Origin of the sequence: Paraburkholderia sp. Tr-20389 (genome assembly GCF_017104565.1) — a bacterium.
GTDB lineage: Bacteria > Pseudomonadota > Gammaproteobacteria > Burkholderiales > Burkholderiaceae > Paraburkholderia.
In genome coordinates, this window is sequence record NZ_JAAGPD010000032.1 from 111,620 (window position 1) to 134,279 (window position 22,660).

At 62.7% G+C, this 22,660-nt stretch carries 20 protein-coding genes; 18 read left to right on the forward strand and 2 right to left on the reverse strand.

From position 1 onward, the window contains the following. Positions 1-149 precede the first annotated feature (149 nt). The 3 genes from G3N95_RS26875 to G3N95_RS26885 all read left to right on the forward strand — a co-directional run bounded on the left by G3N95_RS26875 (position 150) and on the right by G3N95_RS26885 (position 2,188). Positions 150-725: a hypothetical protein gene (locus G3N95_RS26875; protein ID WP_205973108.1), complete on the forward strand. Its 576-nt coding sequence runs from the start codon at positions 150-152 to the stop codon at positions 723-725. Positions 726-898: 173 nt separating this feature from the next. Next, positions 899-1,768, forward strand: a complete 870-nt coding sequence (locus G3N95_RS26880; protein ID WP_205973109.1) for a hypothetical protein — start codon at positions 899-901, stop codon at positions 1,766-1,768. Between the two features lie 174 nt (positions 1,769-1,942). After that, complete coding sequence (locus G3N95_RS26885) at positions 1,943-2,188, forward strand: hypothetical protein (protein ID WP_205973110.1); 246 nt, start codon at positions 1,943-1,945, stop codon at positions 2,186-2,188. Here the strand turns inward: G3N95_RS26885 and G3N95_RS26890 are convergent. Further along, positions 2,176-3,243 carry a LacI family DNA-binding transcriptional regulator gene (locus G3N95_RS26890; RefSeq protein WP_205973111.1) on the reverse strand — a complete coding sequence of 356 codons (1,068 nt, stop codon included), beginning with the start codon at positions 3,241-3,243 and terminating at the stop codon, positions 2,176-2,178. The genes G3N95_RS26885 and G3N95_RS26890 overlap by 13 nt on opposite strands. A 178-nt stretch (positions 3,244-3,421) precedes the next feature. Between G3N95_RS26890 and G3N95_RS26895 the strand changes: the two genes are divergently transcribed. From G3N95_RS26895 to G3N95_RS26940, 11 genes are all read left to right on the forward strand, one after another. Next, complete coding sequence (locus tag G3N95_RS26895; protein WP_205973112.1) at positions 3,422-4,318, forward strand: SMP-30/gluconolactonase/LRE family protein; 897 nt, start codon at positions 3,422-3,424, stop codon at positions 4,316-4,318. Positions 4,319-4,349: 31 nt separating this feature from the next. Continuing rightward, positions 4,350-5,816, forward strand: coding sequence for an NAD-dependent succinate-semialdehyde dehydrogenase (locus G3N95_RS26900; RefSeq protein ID WP_205973113.1), 1,467 nt, complete (start codon positions 4,350-4,352; stop codon positions 5,814-5,816). A gap of 136 nt (positions 5,817-5,952) precedes the next feature. After that, positions 5,953-7,701 (forward strand): solute:sodium symporter family transporter, encoded by a 1,749-nt coding sequence (locus G3N95_RS26905; RefSeq protein WP_205973114.1) that lies wholly within the window; start codon positions 5,953-5,955, stop codon positions 7,699-7,701. Positions 7,702-7,741: 40 nt separating this feature from the next. Next, the gene (locus G3N95_RS40685) at positions 7,742-9,772 is read left to right on the forward strand and encodes an alpha-glucosidase (RefSeq protein ID WP_241018966.1); all 2,031 of its coding nucleotides are present in this window, start codon (positions 7,742-7,744) and stop codon (positions 9,770-9,772) included. Beyond that, positions 9,769-10,590, forward strand: a complete 822-nt coding sequence (locus G3N95_RS26910; protein ID WP_346778413.1) for a sulfite exporter TauE/SafE family protein — start codon at positions 9,769-9,771, stop codon at positions 10,588-10,590. Before G3N95_RS40685 ends, G3N95_RS26910 begins: the two co-directional genes overlap by 4 nt. A 5-nt stretch (positions 10,591-10,595) precedes the next feature. Further along, positions 10,596-12,338 carry an IlvD/Edd family dehydratase gene (locus G3N95_RS26915; protein ID WP_205973115.1) on the forward strand — a complete coding sequence of 581 codons (1,743 nt, stop codon included), beginning with the start codon at positions 10,596-10,598 and terminating at the stop codon, positions 12,336-12,338. Between the two features lie 17 nt (positions 12,339-12,355). After that, on the forward strand, positions 12,356-13,189 hold the full coding sequence (locus G3N95_RS26920) for an aldolase/citrate lyase family protein (RefSeq protein WP_241018967.1): 834 nt from the start codon (positions 12,356-12,358) through the stop codon (positions 13,187-13,189). Between the two features lie 2 nt (positions 13,190-13,191). Then, complete coding sequence (locus tag G3N95_RS26925) at positions 13,192-14,085, forward strand: aldose 1-epimerase (RefSeq protein ID WP_205973116.1); 894 nt, start codon at positions 13,192-13,194, stop codon at positions 14,083-14,085. Next, complete coding sequence (locus tag G3N95_RS26930; RefSeq protein ID WP_205973117.1) at positions 14,082-14,891, forward strand: SDR family oxidoreductase; 810 nt, start codon at positions 14,082-14,084, stop codon at positions 14,889-14,891. The genes G3N95_RS26925 and G3N95_RS26930 overlap by 4 nt, the downstream gene beginning before the upstream one ends. A 69-nt stretch (positions 14,892-14,960) precedes the next feature. Then, positions 14,961-16,073 (forward strand): porin, encoded by a 1,113-nt coding sequence (locus G3N95_RS26935; RefSeq protein WP_205973118.1) that lies wholly within the window; start codon positions 14,961-14,963, stop codon positions 16,071-16,073. A gap of 48 nt (positions 16,074-16,121) precedes the next feature. After that, a complete protein-coding gene (locus G3N95_RS26940; RefSeq protein ID WP_205973119.1) occupies positions 16,122-17,234 on the forward strand; it encodes a Gfo/Idh/MocA family oxidoreductase in 1,113 nt (370 codons plus the stop codon). Positions 17,235-17,268: 34 nt separating this feature from the next. Here the strand turns inward: G3N95_RS26940 and G3N95_RS26945 are convergent, their stop codons facing one another. Beyond that, positions 17,269-18,915 (reverse strand): cyclic nucleotide-binding domain-containing thioredoxin-disulfide reductase, encoded by a 1,647-nt coding sequence (locus G3N95_RS26945; RefSeq protein ID WP_205973120.1) that lies wholly within the window; start codon positions 18,913-18,915, stop codon positions 17,269-17,271. 581 nt (positions 18,916-19,496) lie between these two features. Between G3N95_RS26945 and G3N95_RS40690 the strand changes: the two genes are divergently transcribed. The 4 genes from G3N95_RS40690 (at position 19,497) to G3N95_RS26965 (ending at position 22,423) form a co-directional block, all read left to right on the forward strand. Beyond that, complete coding sequence (locus G3N95_RS40690) at positions 19,497-19,931, forward strand: hypothetical protein (RefSeq protein ID WP_241018968.1); 435 nt, start codon at positions 19,497-19,499, stop codon at positions 19,929-19,931. Between the two features lie 342 nt (positions 19,932-20,273). Next, entirely contained in the window at positions 20,274-21,503 is a 1,230-nt protein-coding gene (locus G3N95_RS26955; protein ID WP_205973122.1) for an acyltransferase, read from the forward strand. 33 nt (positions 21,504-21,536) lie between these two features. After that, entirely contained in the window at positions 21,537-21,968 is a 432-nt protein-coding gene (locus tag G3N95_RS26960) for a hypothetical protein (protein WP_205973123.1), read from the forward strand. Between the two features lie 137 nt (positions 21,969-22,105). After that, complete coding sequence (locus G3N95_RS26965) at positions 22,106-22,423, forward strand: hypothetical protein (RefSeq protein ID WP_205973124.1); 318 nt, start codon at positions 22,106-22,108, stop codon at positions 22,421-22,423. The last annotated feature ends 237 nt before the right edge of the window (positions 22,424-22,660 follow it).

Here is a 22,660-nt window from a genome sequence, read left to right on the forward strand (position 1 = left end):
TCGCGTCGCGTGCGCAGCACATGACGCCTGAGAGGGATTGCTGCAGCCATTCTGGTTTTATCTATTCGAATCGGGCGCTTGCACTATCCAGGCACCAGGCGTTCGTGCGTCGTGATGTCAGGCGACCGATTCGGTATAAGGAGGCAACCATGAAGATCAAGTATTTAAGCATTGTGTCGGCGACAGCCGTTGTGCTTCTTTCGTTCAGTGGTGCGGCAAATGCGGGCGGCCTTTGCTCGACCGCAACGCTGAAGGGACCGTTTAGTTTCATCGGTCATGGGGAGATACTTGGATTGAAAAAAGCTTCCAATGGTACGTTGCATCTGTATGCCGCACCGTCGATCCTCGATGACGTCGCGCTGGTGACGTTCGACGGTAAGGGCGGCTTTCAACGCACCGACTTCGGCATGATCGGCGGCTTGCCGAAAGGAGGGAAGACGACGTTCAATCCGGTTCAGCATGGCTACTACACGGTGAACTCCGATTGCACCGGCACCATGAAGATCATCTATGACGCGGGCGGAGCGGTGCCGGCCGGCGTCGAGACCGATCTGAACATCGTCATCGCCGACGACGGCACGCTGGTCGAATCCGTCGTGTACAGAGCAGTCACCGTGGGAGGCTCCAGCCAGGACGGCGAGGCGGTGTGTCCGCCGGACTGCGAGCAAGGTGTGCAGGAAAGTTTCGAAGGGAAGAAGGTCGTGAATTTCGGCTTCTTCCGCTAGCCGGTTCCCGGATGGGGCTCACGCTCGCGAAGGCGCATGCCAAGAGCGGCGCTGAGCCCTTCGGAACGTCTGGCTTGCGGTATAAAATGCGCGATGTCCGGGGCGAGGTGCGGTGTTGATTTTGTTAAGGCACCTCGGCGAACTAAAAATAGAAAAATGTACCAAGCGCATTTATGCCAGAAAATCAAACGGCAGCACTCACCGATGCCATTCCTGAAGCATCCGTTCGAAAGCACGCGACGATAACGATCATCGCGTTCAGCACCATGCTGGTCTCGGTGACACAGCTCATTCAGACATTCGTTTTCTGGATCGTCAATCGTCACCAGGCTTTGGAGGTGATCCATCTGACGCCGTGGTTGAGCCTGATATTGCAGGTTGTCACGCCGATTGCACTCATCGGGTTGCTGGCCGCGGGTATTGGACTTGTCCGGCGAAAGCGATGGGGGCGACCGCTTTTCGCGTGGACCGCGATAGCGTGGATGCTCGTCGTCGCGTTGCTGTCCTACTGGATCATGACGGTCGTGAATTTGCCCGTGTTTCTGCTGGCAATCTGGCTGCTGCATAAAAAGAAGAGCGCTGACTCGACGAACGCGTCCGAGACTCACGCACCGTGGAGCGTGCGTCATGTCACGTCCATCACATGTCTCGTGCTGTCGTGCACATTGCATCTGTGGGCCTGGCTCGCAGCAATTTCCCCTTCTTCATGGGTGTGGACAATCATTCCACATGGACATCCGTGGCATCTGCTTCTGCCCAGCGCGATCCTGCTTATCGCCGGTGCGATGCTCGCTGCAAAATCCAGCCGGATATGGAGCGCGGGCGTTGTTTTGATGGTGTTCTGTGTCGCAATGGGGGATCTGCTCGTGTCGAGCATGCCGTTGAGCACGTCGCTGTTCAGATACCTGCCGGAACCGAAAGGGTATGGGTTTCTACCTTACGACTTTATGATCAAGTATCTGCTGGTGGTTGGGGGCATCGCTCTTTCAATGCTGCACTTCTCGCGCCGAACCATAATTGCAAGCGACTCGCAAAAGGCTTAAGAACAACGTCTCGTATCTGCTTCGATTCGTTTCCCAGCCGCATTCTTCCGGGTTCTTGAAGAGTGTTTTGCAGCGTCGGCGCTGTAACGTGAGTAATAGCCGCTGCTAGACTTGAAGAGTCGAAATGAGAGGGCGCGTCACCCCATCCGGCAATGGGATTGGGCGCGAAAAGCCATGAACGTCTTCAAGTTGTTAGCGTTGACTTCGATGCTGGTGTGCGGTGCCGCGAATGCGGGCACGCTTCAGGCAACGGAGCACCCAGCCAGTGTTCCCAGCAACGGTTACGTCGTGCAGTGCGACCCCGTGTCGTTTGCGACGGGAAGCGCGCAGAATCGCGCGACGTGTCGCCGGGAATTTGCACGCGAGGCGCGTCCGAACGTGCAAACCTCGCCGCTCACGGCATCCGATTACGCTTCCTGATCCGGCGCTGCGCTTTGCGTGCTCGCACGCACGACGAGTTCGAATCCCACATCGACGATGCGCGGTTCGCGCTCGTCCTCGGGTAGTTCCGCGCGCTCCATCAACTCCTGCGCGATGCGCAGGCCGATCTGGGTCGCGCGCGGCTGAATCGTCGTGAGCGGCGGCACGCATTCCTCGCTGAACGGCAGGTCGCCGAAACCAGCCACGCGCAAGCGCTGCGGGACGGCAAGCCCGCGCCGCTGCGCTTCGAACAGCACGCCTAGCGCGATCACATCGTTCGAACAGGCAATCGTATCGACGTCCGGCATGCGCTGAAGAATGTCGCTCAATGCGTGCGCGCCCGTTTTCGGCGACGCATCGCCCGGCACATCTTCGACGTGCACGTTGAGGCCCGCCTTCAGCATCGTGCGGCCGAAGCCTTCGCAACGCTGGCGTGCACGCACGTCGCTTGCCATGCGCGCGCCGATGAATGCCACGCGCTGCGCGCCGATTTCCAGCATGTGCCGCCCGATCGTTTCGCCGGCTTCGTAGTGCGAGAAGCCCACTTGCAGATCGAAAGGCTGTTCGCCGAGTTCCCACATCTCCGCGACGGGCGCGCGCGCACCGCGCAACAGCGCGCGTGTTTCGTCGTCGTGACGGCAGCCCGTGACGACCAGCGCCGTCGGCGACCACGACAGGAACGTTCGCACAAGGTCCGCCTCGCGGCCGGGTTCGTATTCGGTTGCGCCGAGCAGCAACTGATAGCCGTGCCGGTCGAACTCTTTCTGCATCGCAGCGACCGTCGCCGAAAAGAACGCGTTGCCGAGCGACGGCACGACGACGCCGATGGCTCGCGTGCGCGCGGCGGCCAGGCTGCCCGCCAGCAGATTGGGAACGTAGCCGAGCACGTCGATCGCCTGCTTGATGCGCGGCGCGATGCGCGGCGATACGGCCTCGGGGTTGCGCAGAAACAGGGAAACCGAGCTGGCGGACACGCGAGCGCGCGCGGCGACGTCATCCATCGTCACGCGATTGGTGCTGCGCCGGGAGCGCGGTGCCTTGGCTGTCTGGGACATGGGCTGCGAGCGGTCGGAAGGGCAAGCGCCACGGTCGGCGCGGAGCCTGTATTGTAATTGCCGCAGCGCAACGAGTCATCTTCTCCGCACTAACCCTGGTATCGCGTAGGGAAATCGTAGCGCTATTATTTCGCAGCGCTGCGATTTTAGCGTTGCGGCCTGAACAACCGAACCCGACATGCCCTCTTTCGATCTTCGTTGCGTCCTCGACGCCCAAGCCCAACTCGGTGAATGTCCTCGCTGGGACGAGCGCGAGCGCGTGCTGTACTGGGTCGACATTCTCGAACCGGCACTGCATCGCTTCGATCCCGCGACGGGCATCGACCGGACGTTCGCGCTGCCGGAGCACATTGGCTGCTTCGCGCTGCGCGAAGGCGGCGGCTTCATCGCGGGTCTGCGCTCGGGCATCTGGACGCTCGACGAACAGGCGCGTCCCGTGCGGCAACTCGCTGCCAATCCGGAAGACGTGTACACGAGCCGCTTCAACGACGGCCGCTGCGACGCGGCGGGCCGTTTTTTCGCGGGCACGATCGACGAGCCGAAGGCCGGCGGCAACGCGCATCTGTATCGCCTGGCGGACGGCAAGCTCGATGCGCTGAGCGCGGGCTTGCTGACATCGAACGGACTCGCGTTCAGCCCGGATAACCGCTGGCTCTATCACTCCGACACACCCAACTTCACGATCTACCGCCGCGCGTTCGATCTGGCGACGGGCGCATGCGGCGAGGCGGAAGTGTGGGCACGCATTCAGCCGACCGCCGACGATCGCGGCCGCCCGGACGGCGCCGCCGTCGATGCCGAGGGCTACTACTGGAGCGCGTTTTACGAAGGCGGGCGCGTGGTCCGCTTCGCGCCGGACGGAACGGTCGATGCGGTGCATCCCGTGCCCGTGCGCTGCCCGACCATGTGCGCGTTCGGCGGCGACGATCTGCGTACGTTGTACATCACGACGGCGCGCGCGGGGCGCAGCGCCGACGAACTCGAACGCGAGCCGCTGGCGGGCGGCCTCTTCGCGATGCGCACTGACGTGCCGGGCCTGCCCGAGCCGCGCTGGCGCGAAAACACAGTCGCATAAGCGCATGAACTTACTCTCGACGGACCCTGACATGCCTGATCTGAAAGACTCCACTCTGTTGCGCACGCAATGCCTGATCGGCGGCGAATGGCGCGCCGCGCACGACGGCCGCACCTTCGACGTCACCGATCCCGCGACGGGCGCGCTGATCGCCAGCGTGCCGTCGATGACGGCGGTCGAAACGCGCGAGGCGATCGCAGCGGCCGAAGCGGCGCTGCCCGCGTGGCGTGCGCTGACGGCCAAGGCGCGGGCCACGCTGCTGCGCAAATGGCACGACCTGATGCTCGAACATCAGGACGATCTCGCGTTGCTGATGACGGCCGAACAGGGCAAACCGCTCGCCGAAGCGAAGGGCGAGATCGGGTTTGCCGCGAGCTTTATCGAATGGTTCGCGGAAGAGGCGCGCCGCGTCGACGGCGATGTGATCGCGACGCCCGCGAACGACCGGCGTCTGGTCACGATCCGCCAGCCCGTCGGTGTGTGCGCGGCGATCACGCCGTGGAATTTTCCGGCCGCGATGATCACGCGCAAGGCCGGTCCGGCGCTCGCGGCGGGCTGCACGATGGTGCTGAAGCCCGCCTCGCAGACGCCGTTTTCGGCGCTCGCCCTCGCGGCGCTGGCCGAGCGCGCGGGCATTCCGGCCGGCGTGCTCAACGTCGTGACGGGCGATCCGCAGCCCATCGCCGAAGAACTCACGGGTAATCCCGTCGTGCGCAAGCTGTCGTTCACGGGCTCGACGGGCATCGGCGCGAAGCTCATGGAGCAGGGCGCGCGGCATATCCAGAAGCTGTCGCTGGAACTGGGCGGCAATGCGCCGTTCATCGTGTTCGACGATGCCGACATCGACGCCGCGATCGAAGGCGCGCTGATCTCGAAGTACCGCAACGCGGGTCAAACCTGCGTGTGCGCGAACCGCTTCTTCGTGCAGGCAGGTGTCTACGAAGCGTTCGTCGACAAGCTCGCGACGCGCGTGCAGGCGCTGCGCTGCGGTGACGGACGCGAGCCGTCGACGCAGATCGGTCCGCTGATCGACGCGCGCGCACTGTCCAAGGTGAACGAACTCGTCGCGGACGCCCGCGCGCAAGGCGCGAACGTGCTGTGCGGCGGCGAACCGCTCGCGCTCGCTGGAGACGGCACGGCGCGCCACTATGCGCCGACCGTGCTGACGAACGTCACGCCGTCGATGCGCGTCGCACGCGAAGAAATCTTCGGCCCGGTTGCGCCCGTCATGCGCTTCACCGACGAGCAGGACGTGATCGCGCTCGCCAACGATACCGAGTTCGGTCTCGCCAGCTACTTCTACACGCGCGACATGGCACGCGTCTGGCGTGTCGCGGAAGCGCTGGAGTTCGGTATGGTCGGCATCAACACGGGGCTGATCTCGACAGCGGAAGCGCCGTTCGGCGGCGTCAAGCAGTCGGGCCTCGGTCGCGAAGGTTCAAAATACGGTATCGACGAATACCTGGAAATAAAGTACCTGTGCATGCAGGTGGCCTGATCGCGCGGCGGTTTTCGTAAGACACCGGGCGGATTTAAGGCTCGCGCAGAAATCGCAGCGCTGCGAAAATACTGCCCGGTTGTCGGACGCATCGCCCACACGAGCACGAAGACAACCTCAAAGGGATGAGGAGACAATGATTTTCACCATACTGAGTTTTGCGTTTTTCACCGCGCTGGTCGGCTTCGTGTCGTACCTGTTCACGCGGCGCGCGAAGGATCACGGCGCGCGCGGCTACTTCATGGCGAGCGGCGGACTCACGGGCTGGTTCATCGCCGGCTCGATGATGCTGACCAATCTTTCCGCTGAGCAGATGGTGGGTCTGAACGGCGACGCGTACGCGCACAACCTCTCGGCGATGGCGTGGGAATGCACGGCCGCCATCGCGACCGTCGCGCTCGCGATGTTCTTTCTGCCGCGTTACCTTCGCGGCGGCTTTTCGACCTTGCCGCAATTCCTCGAAGAACGTTTCGACTCGACGACGCGTCGCGTGGTCAGCGCGTTCTTCGTGATCGGCTACATGCTGGTCGCGAATCCGTCGGGCCTGTATCTTGGCGCGATCACGTTCAATCAGGTGTTCGGCGTGCAGGCACTGCTCGGCACGTCGTACGCGAGCACGATCACGATTCTCGTGTGGATGTCGGGGATCATCGGCGCGCTGTATGCGATCTTCGGCGGACTGCGCGCGGTGGCCGTGTCCGACACGATCAACGGCATCGGTCTGCTGGTCGCCGGCTTGATGGTGCCCGTGCTCGGGCTGTTCGCGCTCGGTCACGGCGATTTCCTCGCCGGCGTGCACACCATTGCGACGCAGGCGCCCGAAAAGCTCTCCGCGATCGGCGGCCCGCACGATTCCGTTCCGTTCGGCACGCTGTTCACCGGGATGATCTTCGCGAACCTGTTCTACTGGTGTACGAACCAGGCGATCGTGCAGCGCACGTTCGCAGCGAAGAGCCTTGCCGAAGGCCAGAAGGGCGTACTGCTGTCGGGCCTGATGAAGCTGCTCGTGCCGCTGATCATGATGTTGCCGGGCGTGGTCGCGTTTCATCTGTATGCGGCGCATCCGCTCGGCCGCCCGGACCTCGCGTATCCGCAACTCGTGACGGATGTGTTGCCGTGGTGGGCGAAGGGCTTCTTCATCGCAGTGCTGTTCGGCACGGTGATGAGCCACTTCAATGCCGTGATCAACAGCACGGCGACGCTGATCGCATTCGACTTCTATCGCGTGTGGAAGCCCGAGGCGAGCGATGAAAAACTGATCCGTGTCGGCAAGACGGCCAGCGTGGTGATCGCCGTCGTGTCGCTGCTCGTCGCGCCGCTGCTGATGTACGCGCCGGATGGCATCTACACGGTGATGCGCCGCTTCACCGGCTTCTACAACATTCCGATCATCGCAGTCGTGCTGGTGGGTTTCTTCAGCAAGAAGATCGGCGCGTTCCCCGCGAAGATGGTGTTGCTGCTACATGTGATCGTCTACACGCTCGGCATTCTCGTGTTCCAGGTCGACAAGATGCTCGGCATCAACTTCATTCACATCATGGGCATCCTGTTCGTGTGCGAAGTCGCGCTGATGCTGGTGCTCGGTGCGCGCCATCAACGCGCAAAGGCATACGAGCCGCAGTCTCGGCAAACGGGCGATCTCACGCCGTGGCGTCATGCCAGCACGATGAGCGTGTTCCTGATCGCGATGCTCGTGAGCATCTACCTGACGCTGTCGCCGATCGGCGTGGCCCGGCATGGCGGCGTGACGACGCAATACGAAGTGCTGATGGTGGTGACGTGGTGCGTGGCGATCGGACTGATTGCGCTGTTCCGCCGCCGTGCGTCGGCAAGTGGACGCTCGCTCGCATGGAACCAGTCGCCGAGCGAATCGAACGGACACTGAACCAAACGTATCAACCCAACGCAATAGCAAGGTAAAGCTGATGAACTGGCAGACAGAAGCGGGCGGCAAGCTCGTGCTGCGCGTGGCAGGCCGCACGCTCTTCGAACATGCACCGGAAGCGCCCGCTGTGTTCGTGGGGCATGGCGTCGAAACGATCGACATGTATCGCGGCAATTTCGACATCAGCGATTACGTCGAAGAGCGCGTCGCGCTGCGCGATGCACGTCTCACGCAGCAACAGGACGGCAGCGCGCGCATCGAACTGGCGCGCGACGCGCAAGCCGCTGCCGAACTGACGATCGTCGCCAGCGAATCGGCACATGGCGTGCAACTGTCGTTGTCTGCCTCGGGCAGCGAGATCAACCGTGTGTGGTGGCGCGTGCCCGCGCAGCGCGACGAACACGTGTGGGGCTGCGGCGAGCAGATGTCGTATTTCGATCTGCGTGGCCGGAGCTATCCGCTGTGGACGTCGGAGCCCGGCGTGGGCCGCGACAAGAGCACGCATCTGACGTGGCAGGCCGACACGACATCGAAGTCGGGCGGCGACTACTACAACACCAACTATCCGCAACCGACCTTCGTGTCGTCGCAGAAGTACTGCCTGCACGCTGAAACGACGGCCTATGCGGACTTCGATTTCCGTCACGACGAGCGGCACGAACTGCAATTCTGGGCAGTTCCCGAGAAGCTCGAATTCATCTTCGCCGACGACTTCGTCACGCTCGTCGAGCGCATTTCGCAACGCTTCGGCCGTCAGCCCGCGCTGCCCGCATGGGTGATGGACGGCGCGATCCTCGGCCTGAAGAACGGCCGTGATCACGCGCAGAAGATCATGGAGCAGAGCCGTGCAGCAGGCCTGAAAGTGAGCGGCCTGTGGTGCGAAGACTGGGTCGGCATCCGGCAGACCTCGTTCGGCAAGCGTCTCTTCTGGGACTGGCGCTGGAACGAAACGCGCTATCCCGGTCACGCCGAATGGGTGAAGCAACTCAACGCCGAAGGCGTGCGCTTTCTCGGCTACGTGAATCCGTATCTGTGCAACGACGGCACGCTGTACGTCGAAGCAAAGCAGGCCGGCTATCTGGCGACGCGCGCGGACGGCAGCGACTATCTCGTCGATTTCGGCGAGTTCGATTGCGGCGTGGTGGACTTCACGAATCCAGCGGCGGCAAGCTGGTTCGAACAGCGCGTGATTCGCGACGAGATGCTGAACAAGGGCCTCGACGGCTGGATGGCGGACTTCGGCGAATACCTGCCGACGGACCTGACGCTCGCCAACGGCGTCGACGCAAAGCTGATGCACAACGCGTGGCCGACGCTGTGGGCGCAGGTCAACGCGCGCGCCATCGAAGGCGCGGGACGCACGGGCGACGCCGTGTTCTTCATGCGCGCGGGCTACACCGGCGTGCAGGCGCATTGCCCATTGCTGTGGGCGGGCGACCAGTCCGTCGACTTCACGCGTCACGACGGCTTGCAGACGGTGATCTGCGGCGCGTTGTCGTCGGGGCTGCTGGGCAACGCGTATCACCATAGCGATATCGGCGGATACACGAGCCTGTTCGGCAATACGCGTACGCCCGAGCTGTTCCAGCGCTGGGCCGAAATGGCCGCTTTCACGCCGATGATGCGCACGCACGAAGGCAATCGTCCCGACGAGAACTTCCAGTTCTGGCAGGACGCCGGCGTGCTCGCGCACTTCGCGCGCATGACGCGCGTGTTCGTGGCGCTCAAGCCGTACGTGCAAGGCCTCGCCGATGAAGCGGCGGCGCGCGGTCTGCCGTTGCAGCGTCCGCTCTTCCTGCATTACGAGCACGATCGCTCGACGTACGCGATCCAGGACCACTATCTGTATGGCCGCGATCTGCTCGTCGCGCCCGTGCACGCGGCGGGCGCGACGCAATGGCGCGTGTATCTGCCGCAAGGCGATGCATGGACGCATCTATGGAGCGGCACGCGATACGAAGGCGGTCAGCATGTGGACGTGGCCGCACCGCTCGGCGAGCCGCCCGTGTTCGTGCGCCAGGGCGCGGCGCGCGAAGCGCAACTGCTCGATCTCGCGAAGGACGCAGCGTGAGCACGACGCCGTTCCTGCACCATCTGCTGTTCGCGGTGTGCGTCGCGACGGCGACGTTCACGCAAAGCCTGACGGGCTTTGCGTTCGGACTCGTGCTGCTCGGCCTCGTCGCGGTGTTTCATCTCGCGCCGCTGCCTGTTGCGGCGAACGTGGTCACGGTGATGGTGCTCGCCAATGCCGCATTGCTCGTGCGCGGCGTGCCGAACTTGCCGCGCCGTTTGCTGGCGCCGTCGTATGGCAGCAGTCTGGTCGGCGTCGCGATCGGCGCCTGTCTGCTCGCGTGGCTTTCCGATAATGCGATCGGCGTCGTGCGTTTTGCACTCGGACTCGCGATTCTCGCGTGCAGCCTGTTGCTCGTCGTGCAGACGAAGCCGCGTGCGCAGCTCGCATCGCCGGGGACGTTCGCGTTCTATGGCTGTATTTCCGGCGTGATGGGCGGCGTATTCGCGAGCGCCGGTCCGCCGATGGTGTTCCATCTTTACCGCCAGCCGCTCGATCGCGTGGTCGTGCGCGACACGCTGGTGCTGCTGTTCGCAGTCAATGCGGTTTTGCGGCTCGTCATCGTGCTTGCGCAAGGACGTTTCGATGCGGCATCGCTGGCGCTGAGCGCCGAAGCGTTGCCCGTCGTGCTGACCGTCACGTGGCTCGCGCGCCGCTATCCGCCCAACTGGTCGCCTACCGCCGTGCGGCGCGTCGTCTTCGTGCTGCTGGCGATTGCCGGTGCAAGTCTCGTGGCGCCCGCCGTCACGGGCGCGACGGCTCAGGCACACGCGAAGGTCAGCGCGGCATCTCATCAACCTGGTACTTTGACGGCGTGAATATCGTGCAACAAAAGCTCAAACAACTCAGCGAACTGCGCAGCCAGCGTTGGCTCGCCCCCGATGACATGCGCTCGTTCGCGCATCGTCAACGTCTGCAGCAAATGGGTTTGCGCCGCGAAGAATTCATGTCGCGGCCGGTGATCGGCATCATCAATACATGGAGCGACCTGTCGCCGTGCCACGCGCATCTGCGCGAGCGCGCCGAAGCGGTGAAGCGCGGCATCCTGCAGGCGGGCGGCATGCCGTTCGAATTGCCCGCGATGTCGCTCGGCGAAGTGATGGTCAAGCCGACCACGATGATTTACCGCAACTTCCTCGCGATGGAAACGGAAGAGCTGCTGCGCTCGCTGCCCATCGACGGCGCGGTGCTGATGGGCGGCTGCGACAAGACCACGCCCGGCCTGCTGATGGGCGCGCTGTCGGCGGATCTGCCGTGCATCTTCGTGCCCGCCGGGCCGATGCTCAACGATCGTCATCGCGGCCAGGCCGTCGGCGCGGGCACGCATACGAAGAAGTTCTGGGACGAGTACGTGGCGGGCAACATCGAGCAGCCCGAGTGGATCTCGCTCGAAGCGCGCATGACGCGCGCGCCCGGCACCTGCAACACGATGGGCACGGCGAGCACGATGACGTCGATCGTCGAGGCGATGGGCTTCACGCTGCCCGGCGCGACCAGCATTCCTGCAATGGACTCGTCGCATACGCGCATGTGTTCGACGAGCGGCGAACGCATCGTCGGCATGGTGTGGGAAGACCTGAAGCCGAGCCGCTTCTTCAACCGTGCATCCGTCGAAAACGGCATCGTCACGTATATGGCGCTGGGCGGCTCGACCAACGCCGCGATTCATACGATTGCGATTGCGGGCCGCGGCAACGTGCCGTTGACGCTCGACGACATCGCGCGCGTCGGCAAGAACATTCCCGTGCTCGCCGATGTGTTCCCGTCAGGCAAGCGCCTGATGGAAGACTTCTACTACGCGGGCGGCTTGCCTGCATTGCTGAGCGGCGTGAAGGAATTCCTGTCGCTCGACTGCGTGACCGTGACGGGCACGACGCTCGGCGAAAACATCGCCCGCTTCGAGGCGGGTCGGCGTCCGCAGGGAGAAGACGCGATCCGTCCATTGACCGATCCCGTCAGCGAACGCGGCGCGCTCGGCGTGCTGCGCGGCAATCTCGCACCCAATGGCGCCGTCATCAAGCCGAGCGCGGCAAGCCCGCATCTGATGAAGCATCGCGGACGCGCGCTCGTGTTCGATTCGATTGCCGAGATGAACGCGAAGATTCACGCGCCCGAGCTCGACGTCGATGCCGACACCGTGCTCGTGTTGCGCGGCGGCGGCCCGATCGGCGCGCCGGGCATGCCCGAGTGGGGCAATCTGCCGATTCCGAAGAAGCTGCTGGCTGCGGGCGTGCGCGACATGGTGCGTATCTCCGATGCACGCATGAGCGGTACACACTACGGCACCTGCGTGCTGCACGTTTCGCCGGAGTCGGCGGCGGGCGGACCGCTCGCACTGATCCGCACGGGCGACATGATCGAACTCGACGTGGAAGCGGGCCGCATCGACGTGCTGCTCTCCGACGACGAACTCGCACGCCGCCGCGAAGACTGGCGCGCGCCGCCGAATCCGCGCAAGCGCGGCTATATCCGTCTCTATGTCGAACAGGTTTCGCAAGCGGACAAGGGTTGCGACTTCGACTTCCTGACGGGCTTCGAAGAACCCGTCGAACCGTCGATCTTCTGAACACAGGAACTATCGAAATGGCCAACAGAATCAAGCAGGATCCCACGCGCAATGCTTTTCGCGACGCGCTGAAGCACAAGGACGGCAGCACGATGCGCGCGAAGCCGCTCGGCACCTGGCTGATGTCCGGTTCGCCCGCGACGGCCGAAGCCTTCGGCCATGCAGGATTCGACTGGCTGCTGATCGACATGGAGCACGCACCGCTCGAATTCACCGATGTGCTGCACATGCTGCAAGCCGTCGACTGCGGCGGCGCTGCGCCCATCGTGCGCATCGCGCGCAATGATCCGACGCTCGCCAAGCGCGCGCTCGACATGGGTGCGCCGACGCTAATGTTCCCGTATGTGCAGAGCCCGGAAGAAGCGCGCGCAGCCGTTGCGTCGACGAAGTTTCCGCCGCTCGGCACGCGCGGTTTCGCAGCGATGCACCGCGCGAGCCGCTATGGCACGTGGAGCGAGTTCGGCGCGCGCGCGAACGAGGCGACCGCCTGCATCGTGCAGCTGGAAACGCCTGAGGCCGTCGCACAGCTCGAAGCGATCGCAGCCGTGCCTGGCGTCGATGCGCTGTTCGTCGGGCCGGGCGATCTGTCGGCGGCGATGGGCAAGATCGGCAATCTCGCCGACGCGGAAGTGCGTGGCGTACTCGCCGACTGCGCGCGTCGCGCGAACGCGATCGGCATGCCGATCGGCATCGTCGGACCGACGCCCGCAATGGTGCGCGAGTTCGTCGAAATGGGCTATGACTATGTGGCGATTGCGTCCGACATGGGCATGGCGATGCGCCAGGCGAACGCGTTCATCGCGGAACACGACCAGGTGAAGGCCAACGCGAACGCAGGCGGGCCGTACTGATCATGTCGAGCGCACGGGAACTGTTCGCGCTGCACGACGACGCCTGGCAGGTGCGCGTCGCGCCGTCGCTGGGCGGCGCGATTGTCGATGCGCGCTGGCACGGCCGCGACGTTTTGCGGCCGATGCCTGCGGTCGAACTCGAAGCGGGCAACGTGCGCAAGACGGCGTGCTATCCGCTGGTGCCGTTTTCGAATCGCATCGCGTTCGGCACGTTCAGCTTCGGCGATTCGCGCTACACGCTCGCGAAGAACCTCGCGGGCATCTCGCACGCGATTCATGGCGTCGGATTTCAGCGCGCATGGACAGTGCAATCGAACGATGCGAGTGCCGTCGACATGTGGCTCGCGCATACGCCGGACGATCACTGGCCGTTCGCGTTCGAAGCGCAGCAGCGCATTGCGATTGAAGGCGATACGTTGACGCTCGGCATGCGCGTCATGAATACGGACACGCGTGCCACGCCATGCGGTGCGGGCTGGCATCCATTCTTTCCGCTCGATACGGCAGCGGGAACGACGCATTTGCATACCGCATGGACATCGATGCTGGTCAGCGACGCAAACGATCTGCCGTGCTCGAGTTCGCAGCCGCCGCAGTTCGGCGCACTGGACGACACCGTCGTCGATAACTGCTTTACCGGCTGGAGCGGCAGCGCGCGCATCGACACGCCGCATCATCGCATCGCGATCGAAGCGAACGATGCGCTGCGTTGTGCCGTGTTTTTCAGGCCCTCGGGCCAGCCGTTTTTCGCATTCGAGCCGGTGAGCCATGCAAACGATGCGCTCAACGGCAATGAGCCGCCGATGCATGTGCTCGCGCCAGGCGAGACGCTCGAAGCGCGCGTCGACATCTCGATGCAGACGCTGACTACGGAATCAAACAGGAGAGCAGGATGAATTCAACCCGTCCGTTGTATCCGGCGCTCGCCGGGCAAGTGGCGTTCGTATCGGGCGGCGCATCGGGCATCGGCGAAGCGATTGTCGAAGCCTTTTGGGAGCAGGGCGCGCAAGTCGCGTTTTGCGATCTGGACGAGCAGGCGGGCAACGCGTTGTGCGAGCGGCTTGGCGTCTCGCGTGACGACGCATCGGCGGTCACGCGTCTGCGGCCCTGGTTCGCACGCTGCGACGTGCGCGATATCGACGCCTATCGCAACGTGCTCGATGAGGCCGCGCGTGCGCTCGGCCCCATTCGCACGCTCGTCAACAATGCGGGCCGCGATACGCGTCACGCACTCGACGATCTCTCCGTCGACATGTGGAACGAAATGCTCGCTGTGAATCTCACGCATCACGTGTTCGCGACGCAGCGTGTTGCGCCGGGCATGCGGGCGGCGGGCGGCGGCTCGATCGTCAATCTCGGTTCGATTTCATGGTTGCGTGGGCGTCCGAACCTGATCGGCTATACGGCTTCGAAGGCGGCGATTTCGGGCATCACGCGCACGCTGGCGCGTGAACTCGGCGACGGCGGTATTCGCGTGAACGCGGTGTTGCCGGGTGCCGTCGTCACGCCGCGTCAGACGGCACTGTGGCGCGATCCTGCCGCCGACCAGCAGTTTCTCGATTTGCAATGCCTGAAGTATCGCGTCGAGCCCGCGCACATCGCGGACTCGGTGCTGTTCCTCGCGAGTCCGCAAGCGGCGGCGATCACGGGCCAGAACCTGATCGTCGATGCCGGGCTCGCACAGGTGTCGGTCGTCGGATAGACGGGCGGCGGCCCACGCGCGCATCACTAGAAGAACCACTAAAACCAAAGGAAATCTGGAGACTTTCTGATGCTTCAAACGAAAAAGTGCCTGAAAAAGGGCGCGTGGGCGCGCTCGTGCCTGCGAAATGCAACGGCCGTCGCGGCGCTCGCGGCGGCGGGATATTCACCGGCGTGGGCGCAATCGACGCTCACGCTGTACGGTATCGTCGATTCTGCCGTGCAGTACGGCAAGTTCAACGACACCGTCGGCCCGATGGCGATGGCCGCGAGCGGCAACCTGCAAGCGTCGCGCTTCGGCTTTCGCGGCAGTGAAGACCTGGGCGGTGGATATCGCGCGAACTTCCAGCTGGAAACAGGCTTCAACACATATACCGGCGTAGGCGGCGGCGCGACGATGTTCAATCGCGGCGCGTCGGTGGGATTGTCGAGCGCGAAGTACGGCAGCGTCGACGCGGGCTTCATGTACCTGCCCATCTACTGGGTATTCCTCGCATCCGACGTCGCGACGTACGGCCTGTCGAATCCCGCCGCGATCATGTCGCTCGAACATACCGTCACGCTCGGCAAGTCGGGCACGGGCGGTTTCTATCCGAACGCAGTGCGTTATCGCACGCCGAACTTCAATGGGCTGTCGAGCGAAATCGGCTACTCGTTCGGTGCGCAGAATGCATCGGGGCAGACGGCCGATGGGCGCAACATCGGCGTGAACGTGATGTACCAGCGCTTCGGCATGATGCTCGGCTATGGCTTCAACCACTACCAGTACTACGCGAACACGAGCACCTTGACGGCATCGTCGCAGCTGACGCACGTGGTCGCCGCGACGTACGGTTATAGCGGCAACTTCATCGGCGCGAACTACATTTATTCGAAACGTACGGACGCGACCAACTGGTTTGCATCGGCGTTTCTCGTCAACGCGAAGATTCCGGCGGGGCCCGGCGATATCGAGCTGGGCGTCGCGCGACGCATCGAAAACGCCGACGCGCGCGCCATGGCCTACAACGCGGGCTATGTGTACTTCCTGTCGAAGCGCACGCAGCTCTATGGCTACGCGTCGGCGATCACGAACAACAGCCATTCGAGCCAGGGCTTCGCGCTGCTCAATTCCAACTTTGCGACGGTGACGCCGGGCTTCGATCCGTGGGCGGTGACGGTGGGCTTGCGTACGTCGTTCTGATCTTTGCGTGTGCGGAGTCGCACACCTTTTTCAACTGAAGGAGATTCCATGACTGAGCCTTTGAGATACGGCGTGATCGGTGCCGGCATGATGGGACAGGAGCATCTTCGCAATATCGCTCTACTGCCGAACGCGGTCGTCACCGCGCTGGCGGACCCGCATGGCGAATCGATCGCGTCGGCAACGAAGACCGTGGGGCGCGATGTGCAGGTGTTCGCGGATCATCGCGACCTGCTGAAGAGCAAGGCTTGCGACGTGCTCGTGGTCGCGACGCCCAACGATACGCACCGCGCCGTGCTCGAAGACATTCTCAGTGCGCCGACGGCGTATCCGACGCTGATCGAGAAGCCGATCTGCACGACGATCGAGGATTGCCGGCACCTGGCCGAGGCTGCGCAAGGGCATCGTGCGCCGCTGTGGGTCGGCATGGAATACCGGTACATGCCGCCGCTCACCGCAATGATCGGCGAGATCGATGCCGGGCAGATCGGCGACCTGAAAATGTTCTCGATCCGCGAGCATCGTCATCCGTTTCTCACGAAGGTCGGCAACTGGAACCGCTTTGCCGCGCGAACGGGCGGTACGCTGGTCGAGAAGTGCTGTCATTTCTTCGATCTGATGCGCCTGATCGCCGACGACGAAGCGGTGCGTGTGTTCGCGTCGGGCGCCGCCGATGTCAACCATCGCGACGAAACGTATGAGGGAAAGACGCCCGACATGATCGACAACGCGTATGTCGTCGTCGAGTTCAGGAGCGGCCGGCGCGCGAGTCTCGATCTTTGCATGTTCGCGGATGGCGCTTACTGGCAGGAAGAATTCTGTGCTGTCGGCGATAAGGGCAAGGTCGAGTGCTTCGTTCCGGGCGCGGGCAAGCATTGGCCGGGACGCGGCGAACGCCAGGCGGAACTGGTCGTGAGTCCGCGCGATCCGAAGGGTCCGGTGCGGCGCACAGTCGAGGTCGATGAAAAGCTGCTGAGTCTCGGTGCGCATCACGGGTCGACGTATTTCGAACACCTCGGTTTCCAGCAGTCGGTGCTGGAAGGGGCGCCCGTCAAAGTGACGGTGGAAGACGGGCTGAAGGCCGTCGTCATCGGCCTGGCGGCGGAACAGTCGCTCAGAGAGAAACGCGTGATTGAAATCCAGGGACTGGGCCTTCACTGAAAGGCCTGCTCATACCGGACCAGCCGTTTGCCTTCTATGCCTGCTGAAGAAACTTGTGAGCGAACGCGATCGCCATACTGCCTTCGCCGACGGCGGACGCAACGCGCTTGACCGGACTGAGTCTGACATCCCCGCAGGCGAACACGCCGGGAACGCTGGATTCGAGCAGATACGGATCTCTGTCTTGAGACCAGCGTCCCGCTTTGACGACGTCGTCGCCCGTGATGACGTAGCCACGACCGTCACGTGCGATTTCCGCCGGCAGCCACTCTGTTTCGGCATCCGCGCCGATGAACACGAACAGGCCGGCGCAGTCGAGCCGATGCACCTCGTCTGTCAGTGCATCGCGTATGTCGATCGCGGCGAGATGCGTATCGCCTTGCGCGCCGACCACTTCCGATCGCAGGCGAACCGCGACGTTGGTCTTTCCGTGAAGCTGCTCGACCAGATAGCGTGACATGCTCTTCTCGAGCGAATCGCCGCGCAACACGAGCGTGACCATGCGGGCATGATTGGCAAAATACAGAGCGGCCTGCCCAGCCGAATTTCCACCGCCGATCAGATAGACGTCGAGCCCATGCGTGGCGCTCGCTTCGCTGCGTGACGCGCCATAGTAAATGCCTTTGCCGATGAGGCGGTCGAAGCCGTCGATCGCAAGCCGGCGCCACGCGACGCCCGTCGCGAGAATGAGGGTTCGTGCGCGAATCGCGTCGTCGCCGTCGAGGTGGACGGTGCGGGTGTCGACATCGATGCGGGAGACCTGTCTCGTCACGAGGATTTCCGCACCGAGCCGTCTTGCTTGCTGGAGCGCACGGCTTGCGAGTTCGTCGCCCGATACGCCGTTGGGGAAGCCCAGATAATTCTCGATGCGTGAAGAGGTTCCCGCCTGACCGCCCGGCGCCTCGCGCTCCACGACGATCGTGCTCAAGCCTTCCGACGCGCCATACACGGCGGCAGCCAGTCCGGCCGGACCGCCGCCGATGATCAACGTGTCGTATTCGGCACGGCGAGGTTGCGTTTGCAGACCCAGCAATTCGGCGAGTTCACGCGTCGCGGGCCGGCTGAGCACCTTCCCGTCGACGAGGCGCAATGCGGGACACTCCGCTTCCGAAGGACAATTTTGCGGCCAGCGCGACGGCAGTTCCGGCGCATCGGGCGTCATCCAGTCGTAGCTGATCTGGTTGCGCGACAGGAAATGGCGCAACGCCGTACAAGCCGTGTCCCAGCGGTTGCCGACCATCGTCACGCGGGGCTTGGGCGTTTCGGCAGAGAGCCCCTGCAATCCGCCGATCCGCTCGCGTGCGAGCGCGCCCATCTTCAACGCTACGTCCTGAGATTTGGCGGCGAGTATGTAGTATTGCTGAGCGTCGATGCGCATGACACGCGAGGGCTCCGAAGCGCGGTAGGCACCGGGGAACGGGGAACTCAATGCGAGAGGCACTTCGCCGAAGATGGTCCCTGGCAGACGCCAGCCGAGCGTCCGCTCGATACCGTCGAATGTCTTGATGACTTCCATCTTGCCGGATAGCACCGCGTACAGCGCACGTTCGCCACCCTCATGAACCGCGAATTCGCCCGCGCACAGATGAAGGTCCGCGGACGTGTGCGCGAGATGCTCCAGTTCGCTTTCGGCGAGTGTCGAGAAGAGCGGGACCGCCCGGATGTCGTCGATTGTCAGCATGGCTACGTCCAGACAGGGGAGTGAGGGGAAACTCCTGTACTGCTCGAAACGATCATACAAACGCATGCTGCAACCGCATGAAAGACAGTATATGACCATTATTTGCGGACGTTGTGCGCGGTTTGCAGGGACACCGGCGCCTCTTCAGACGATCGCTTGTCGATAATGTTGGGAGAAGCCGTTCGCGATTGACGACATGTGTGTTGACACTGCTTCTCATCGTCGGCGGAATAATGGTGTTGAAAGGTCCGGCAGCGTAATATCAAAAGATTCGCCACATCCTGGCAGGGGCCGCGATGAACACGAGTTCGATGAGTGTGTGCCGTCGGGACGAGTGGACCGCGCTTCTTCTGTGTGCGATGAAAACGAGCCTGTCGGTGGCCCATGAACTCGGGTTGTCGCCGGATGCCGTGCTCGACTGCGCCGCGAGGCACCTGAAATTCCGTGATTTCGCGTCGTTCGCGTCGGCGATTCACGGCGCGTCGCGGGCATACGCTTGCTGTGCACGACGCGAAAATGTCTCCGCTGTCGAAGTCGCGTATATCAAGACCCTCGCCGCACGCGTCGACAGCGACAGAGACGTGCTGGCGCGTGTGCCGACGATGTGCTGCTCGTCGTCGGACCTTCAAAGCCATCGGGAAGCGGCTGATCTGGCCTATGAAAAAGTCGTGGCGGCCGTTCAGGCATTGAAAGACGACGTGCATCGCTCCTTTTCGCAGGGTGGTGTTTTGAGCGACAGCGCCGTCGCAGGCGCATCGGGTTTCGCGCGGGCCCTCGCGGAAATCATGTCCACCGATGAAGACGTAGGAGCATACGAGCGCGCCGTGACGGCCATACTGAAGGTCCGTTTTGCGGTGCGGTACCCGCTTGTCGATGACGTTGCCGATGCTCATGACACGGAGCAGGATCAGGACGTCAACGTACATTCGGGCGTTCCGCCATTATCCACAGCAGCGAATGGCTGGATGCAACGCGTCAAAGACGTCGTTCATCATCCGGCCAGCTTGCACAAGTAAGCGCTGGCCGTTTTGATCGACGCTGTCGATTCGATCGCTCAACGCGCGTGTCGATCTTGCTCACGGCCTCCAATACAAGGCGACACATTTTCCGGCTAAGACCGATTCCAGCGAAGTCCCGTCTTACTGATGCTTGATCCTTTGCGACGCATTCCAAGCATACGATGCAACGCGCCAACACATAGAGTTTTCACGTCGTCAGGCTGTTTAGCGTAGCGACGTATCTTTATTCTTTCCTTGAAACCTAGACGCTTCCGCAAGGCATGTGCATTGCGGCACCTGGTCTTGGGCATTTCCGATTGTGCGTTTGCGGCAGTCAACGGATCATCTCGGGGGCGTGTCATGAAAGAGAAGTTCTCGGTTCTCGACCTTCTGCGGTTTTCGCTCGCCCTTTATCTGACGCTTTTTCATTCGATTCATCAATATCCGCAAAGTCGCGACGTTCCGTTGATCGAACTCGCAGGGATGGGCGGCTTTGTGACCAGCACTTTCTTTATCCTCTCCGGCTTTATCCTCGCGCACGTCTATTTCCGCGATTCGGAGTCGATGCGAGGGAGCACGCGAACGTTCTTCGTCAAACGCCTTTCTAACCTGTACGTGATTCACTTCATCGGGCTTGTGCTTTTCTTTGCTGTGGCGCTGGTAAGCACGCATGCCTTCACGTCGTTCCCGTTGATGACACTCGATGACGGACCAGAGCAGATGGTTGCATTGGCACCAGCAACGGCGACGTTGAACGTCGTACTCAATGTGCTGTTGCTTCAGGTCTGGAACCCGCTTTATGGCTCGATCAATCCGTCATCGTGGTCGTTGGCGGTCCTGTTGTTTTTCTACCTGACGTTCCCATTTGCCGCTCCGCGCTTGCTGGCCGTTCGAAACAAGCGGGCGCTTCTTTGTCTGCTATGGGGGCTGTATCTCGGTCCACCTGTTCTTGCGAGCGTGCTGCATTGGTACGAACCCGTTGCAGTGGGTACGATCTTGCGGAATCCCGTACTGCGTTTGCCGGAATTCTTTGGCGGCATCGTGCTGTACGGGATGTATCGCGAGAGCATGCTCGTCGCCATTGCGTCGACTTCCGGCCGGCGCATCATTGCTTTGGGGTTCGTCGCATGTTGCTTTGTGGCGGGGGCGTGGGCGATTGCTCATGGGCCGGAGTACTCGCGGTATCTGGTGCACAACGGCGCGATGCTGCCGTCAGAACTCGTGTTGGTCGCGCTGTGCACGTCGGTCAAAGTGCCTGCAAACTGCGAGCGTTTCGCTTCGAGGCTCGGCAATTCCGCACTCTCTATTTTTGCGATTCACGCACCGATCTTCATGCTCATGATCAAGGCAACCAAGCTGCTTTCCATGGGAATCTCGCCCCTCGAATGCGCAAAGCACTTTGCGGCGTGCGCGGCAGCGTCGAGGGATGTCGTGCCGGGCATGGGCAGCTTGCCGTTGTATCTGATTGCGACGGCCGTTGCAGCCGTTTATTTCCAGGAGTACCTCGTCGCTCCTTTGCGGGACTGTGTTCGTCGCAAGCTGCTGTCGGACAGGCACGCGAAAGCCGAACCGGGCGCGGCTAGCGCATAATCGCGGCGGCCCCCGCTAAATCCAAAGGAAGCTATGACACGACTGCTTTTCGCTGCGTTCGCAGCCACCTGTTTCGCGACTTGCGTTCATGCGCAGAGCACCGAGTCCGGCCCGCTCGCAACGCCCGCAGGCCAGCTGCAATTCGTGCGTGTCGACCACGATTACGTTGCGATGCTCGACAAGGAAAGTTTCGATCGCTTCGGCGCGAATACACTCACGCATTTCGATGACATCGGCAACGCAAACGACACGGTCTCACGCACGCTCGTACAGACAGATTCTGGCCCCGTTCTATACGATTTGCGCCGCCGTCCGCCGCTCGTGCAGCGCTCGGGCATGCGCGTCGCAGTAAAACGAGTGTTCTGGCAAGGCGATGAAGTGGTGATGCAAAGCTCGCAAGGCTGGTTCCGGTTAAAGGGCGGCGTGATGACGAAGCTGCAATCGTCGAAGGCGATCTATCACTGATCGCGTACACCCAGTCGACCCACAGTTGCCGCATATGCATAAAAATCAGCTCGGGGCACAGTGCTTGCGCAATTCATGGTCAAGCAGACGGCGACCGTCTGCGTCGATATTTCCATCCAGGCAAGGAGGAACGGATCATGAATAAGGCAATTGGTGCACTCATTGCGGCCGTCGCCGCACTCGCGTTATCGGGCGGTGCTTATGCGCAGTCGACGGGAGGCACGGCCGGCGGTGGCGAAGGCGCCTCGAGTCATGGCAGCACGTCCAGCCCTGCAATGAACCAGAATGACACGACGGGCGGCTACGGCACGCCTGGCTCCCCCAACTCGGAGGGCGGGATGAGCGCGGGAGCGGCGAATCCGGGCATGACCCCGAACAATACGTCGACCCCGCACCCCGCGCCCAAGAGCAACAACACGCTGGCAACCCCGTCGGTGAAGTCTCCGGTCGAATAGCAACGATCGAAGGCTGGCAATCAGCCGCAGATCGCGTCGCGGACGCTGAAGCCTCGCGACGAGCCTCCGTTGTAGAGAAAAGCCGCTGCCCCACGGGCAGCGGCTTTTTATTTTGTGCGCCCAGCATGGGCGCACTCCTGCGGGTGCAAGTCCCGCCATAAGCTGGTCACAGCGAATGAAGTGAAGCGCAACTGCATGAGGGCGACCGAGTGTGGGGAGGAAGCGTGGAGCGTAAAT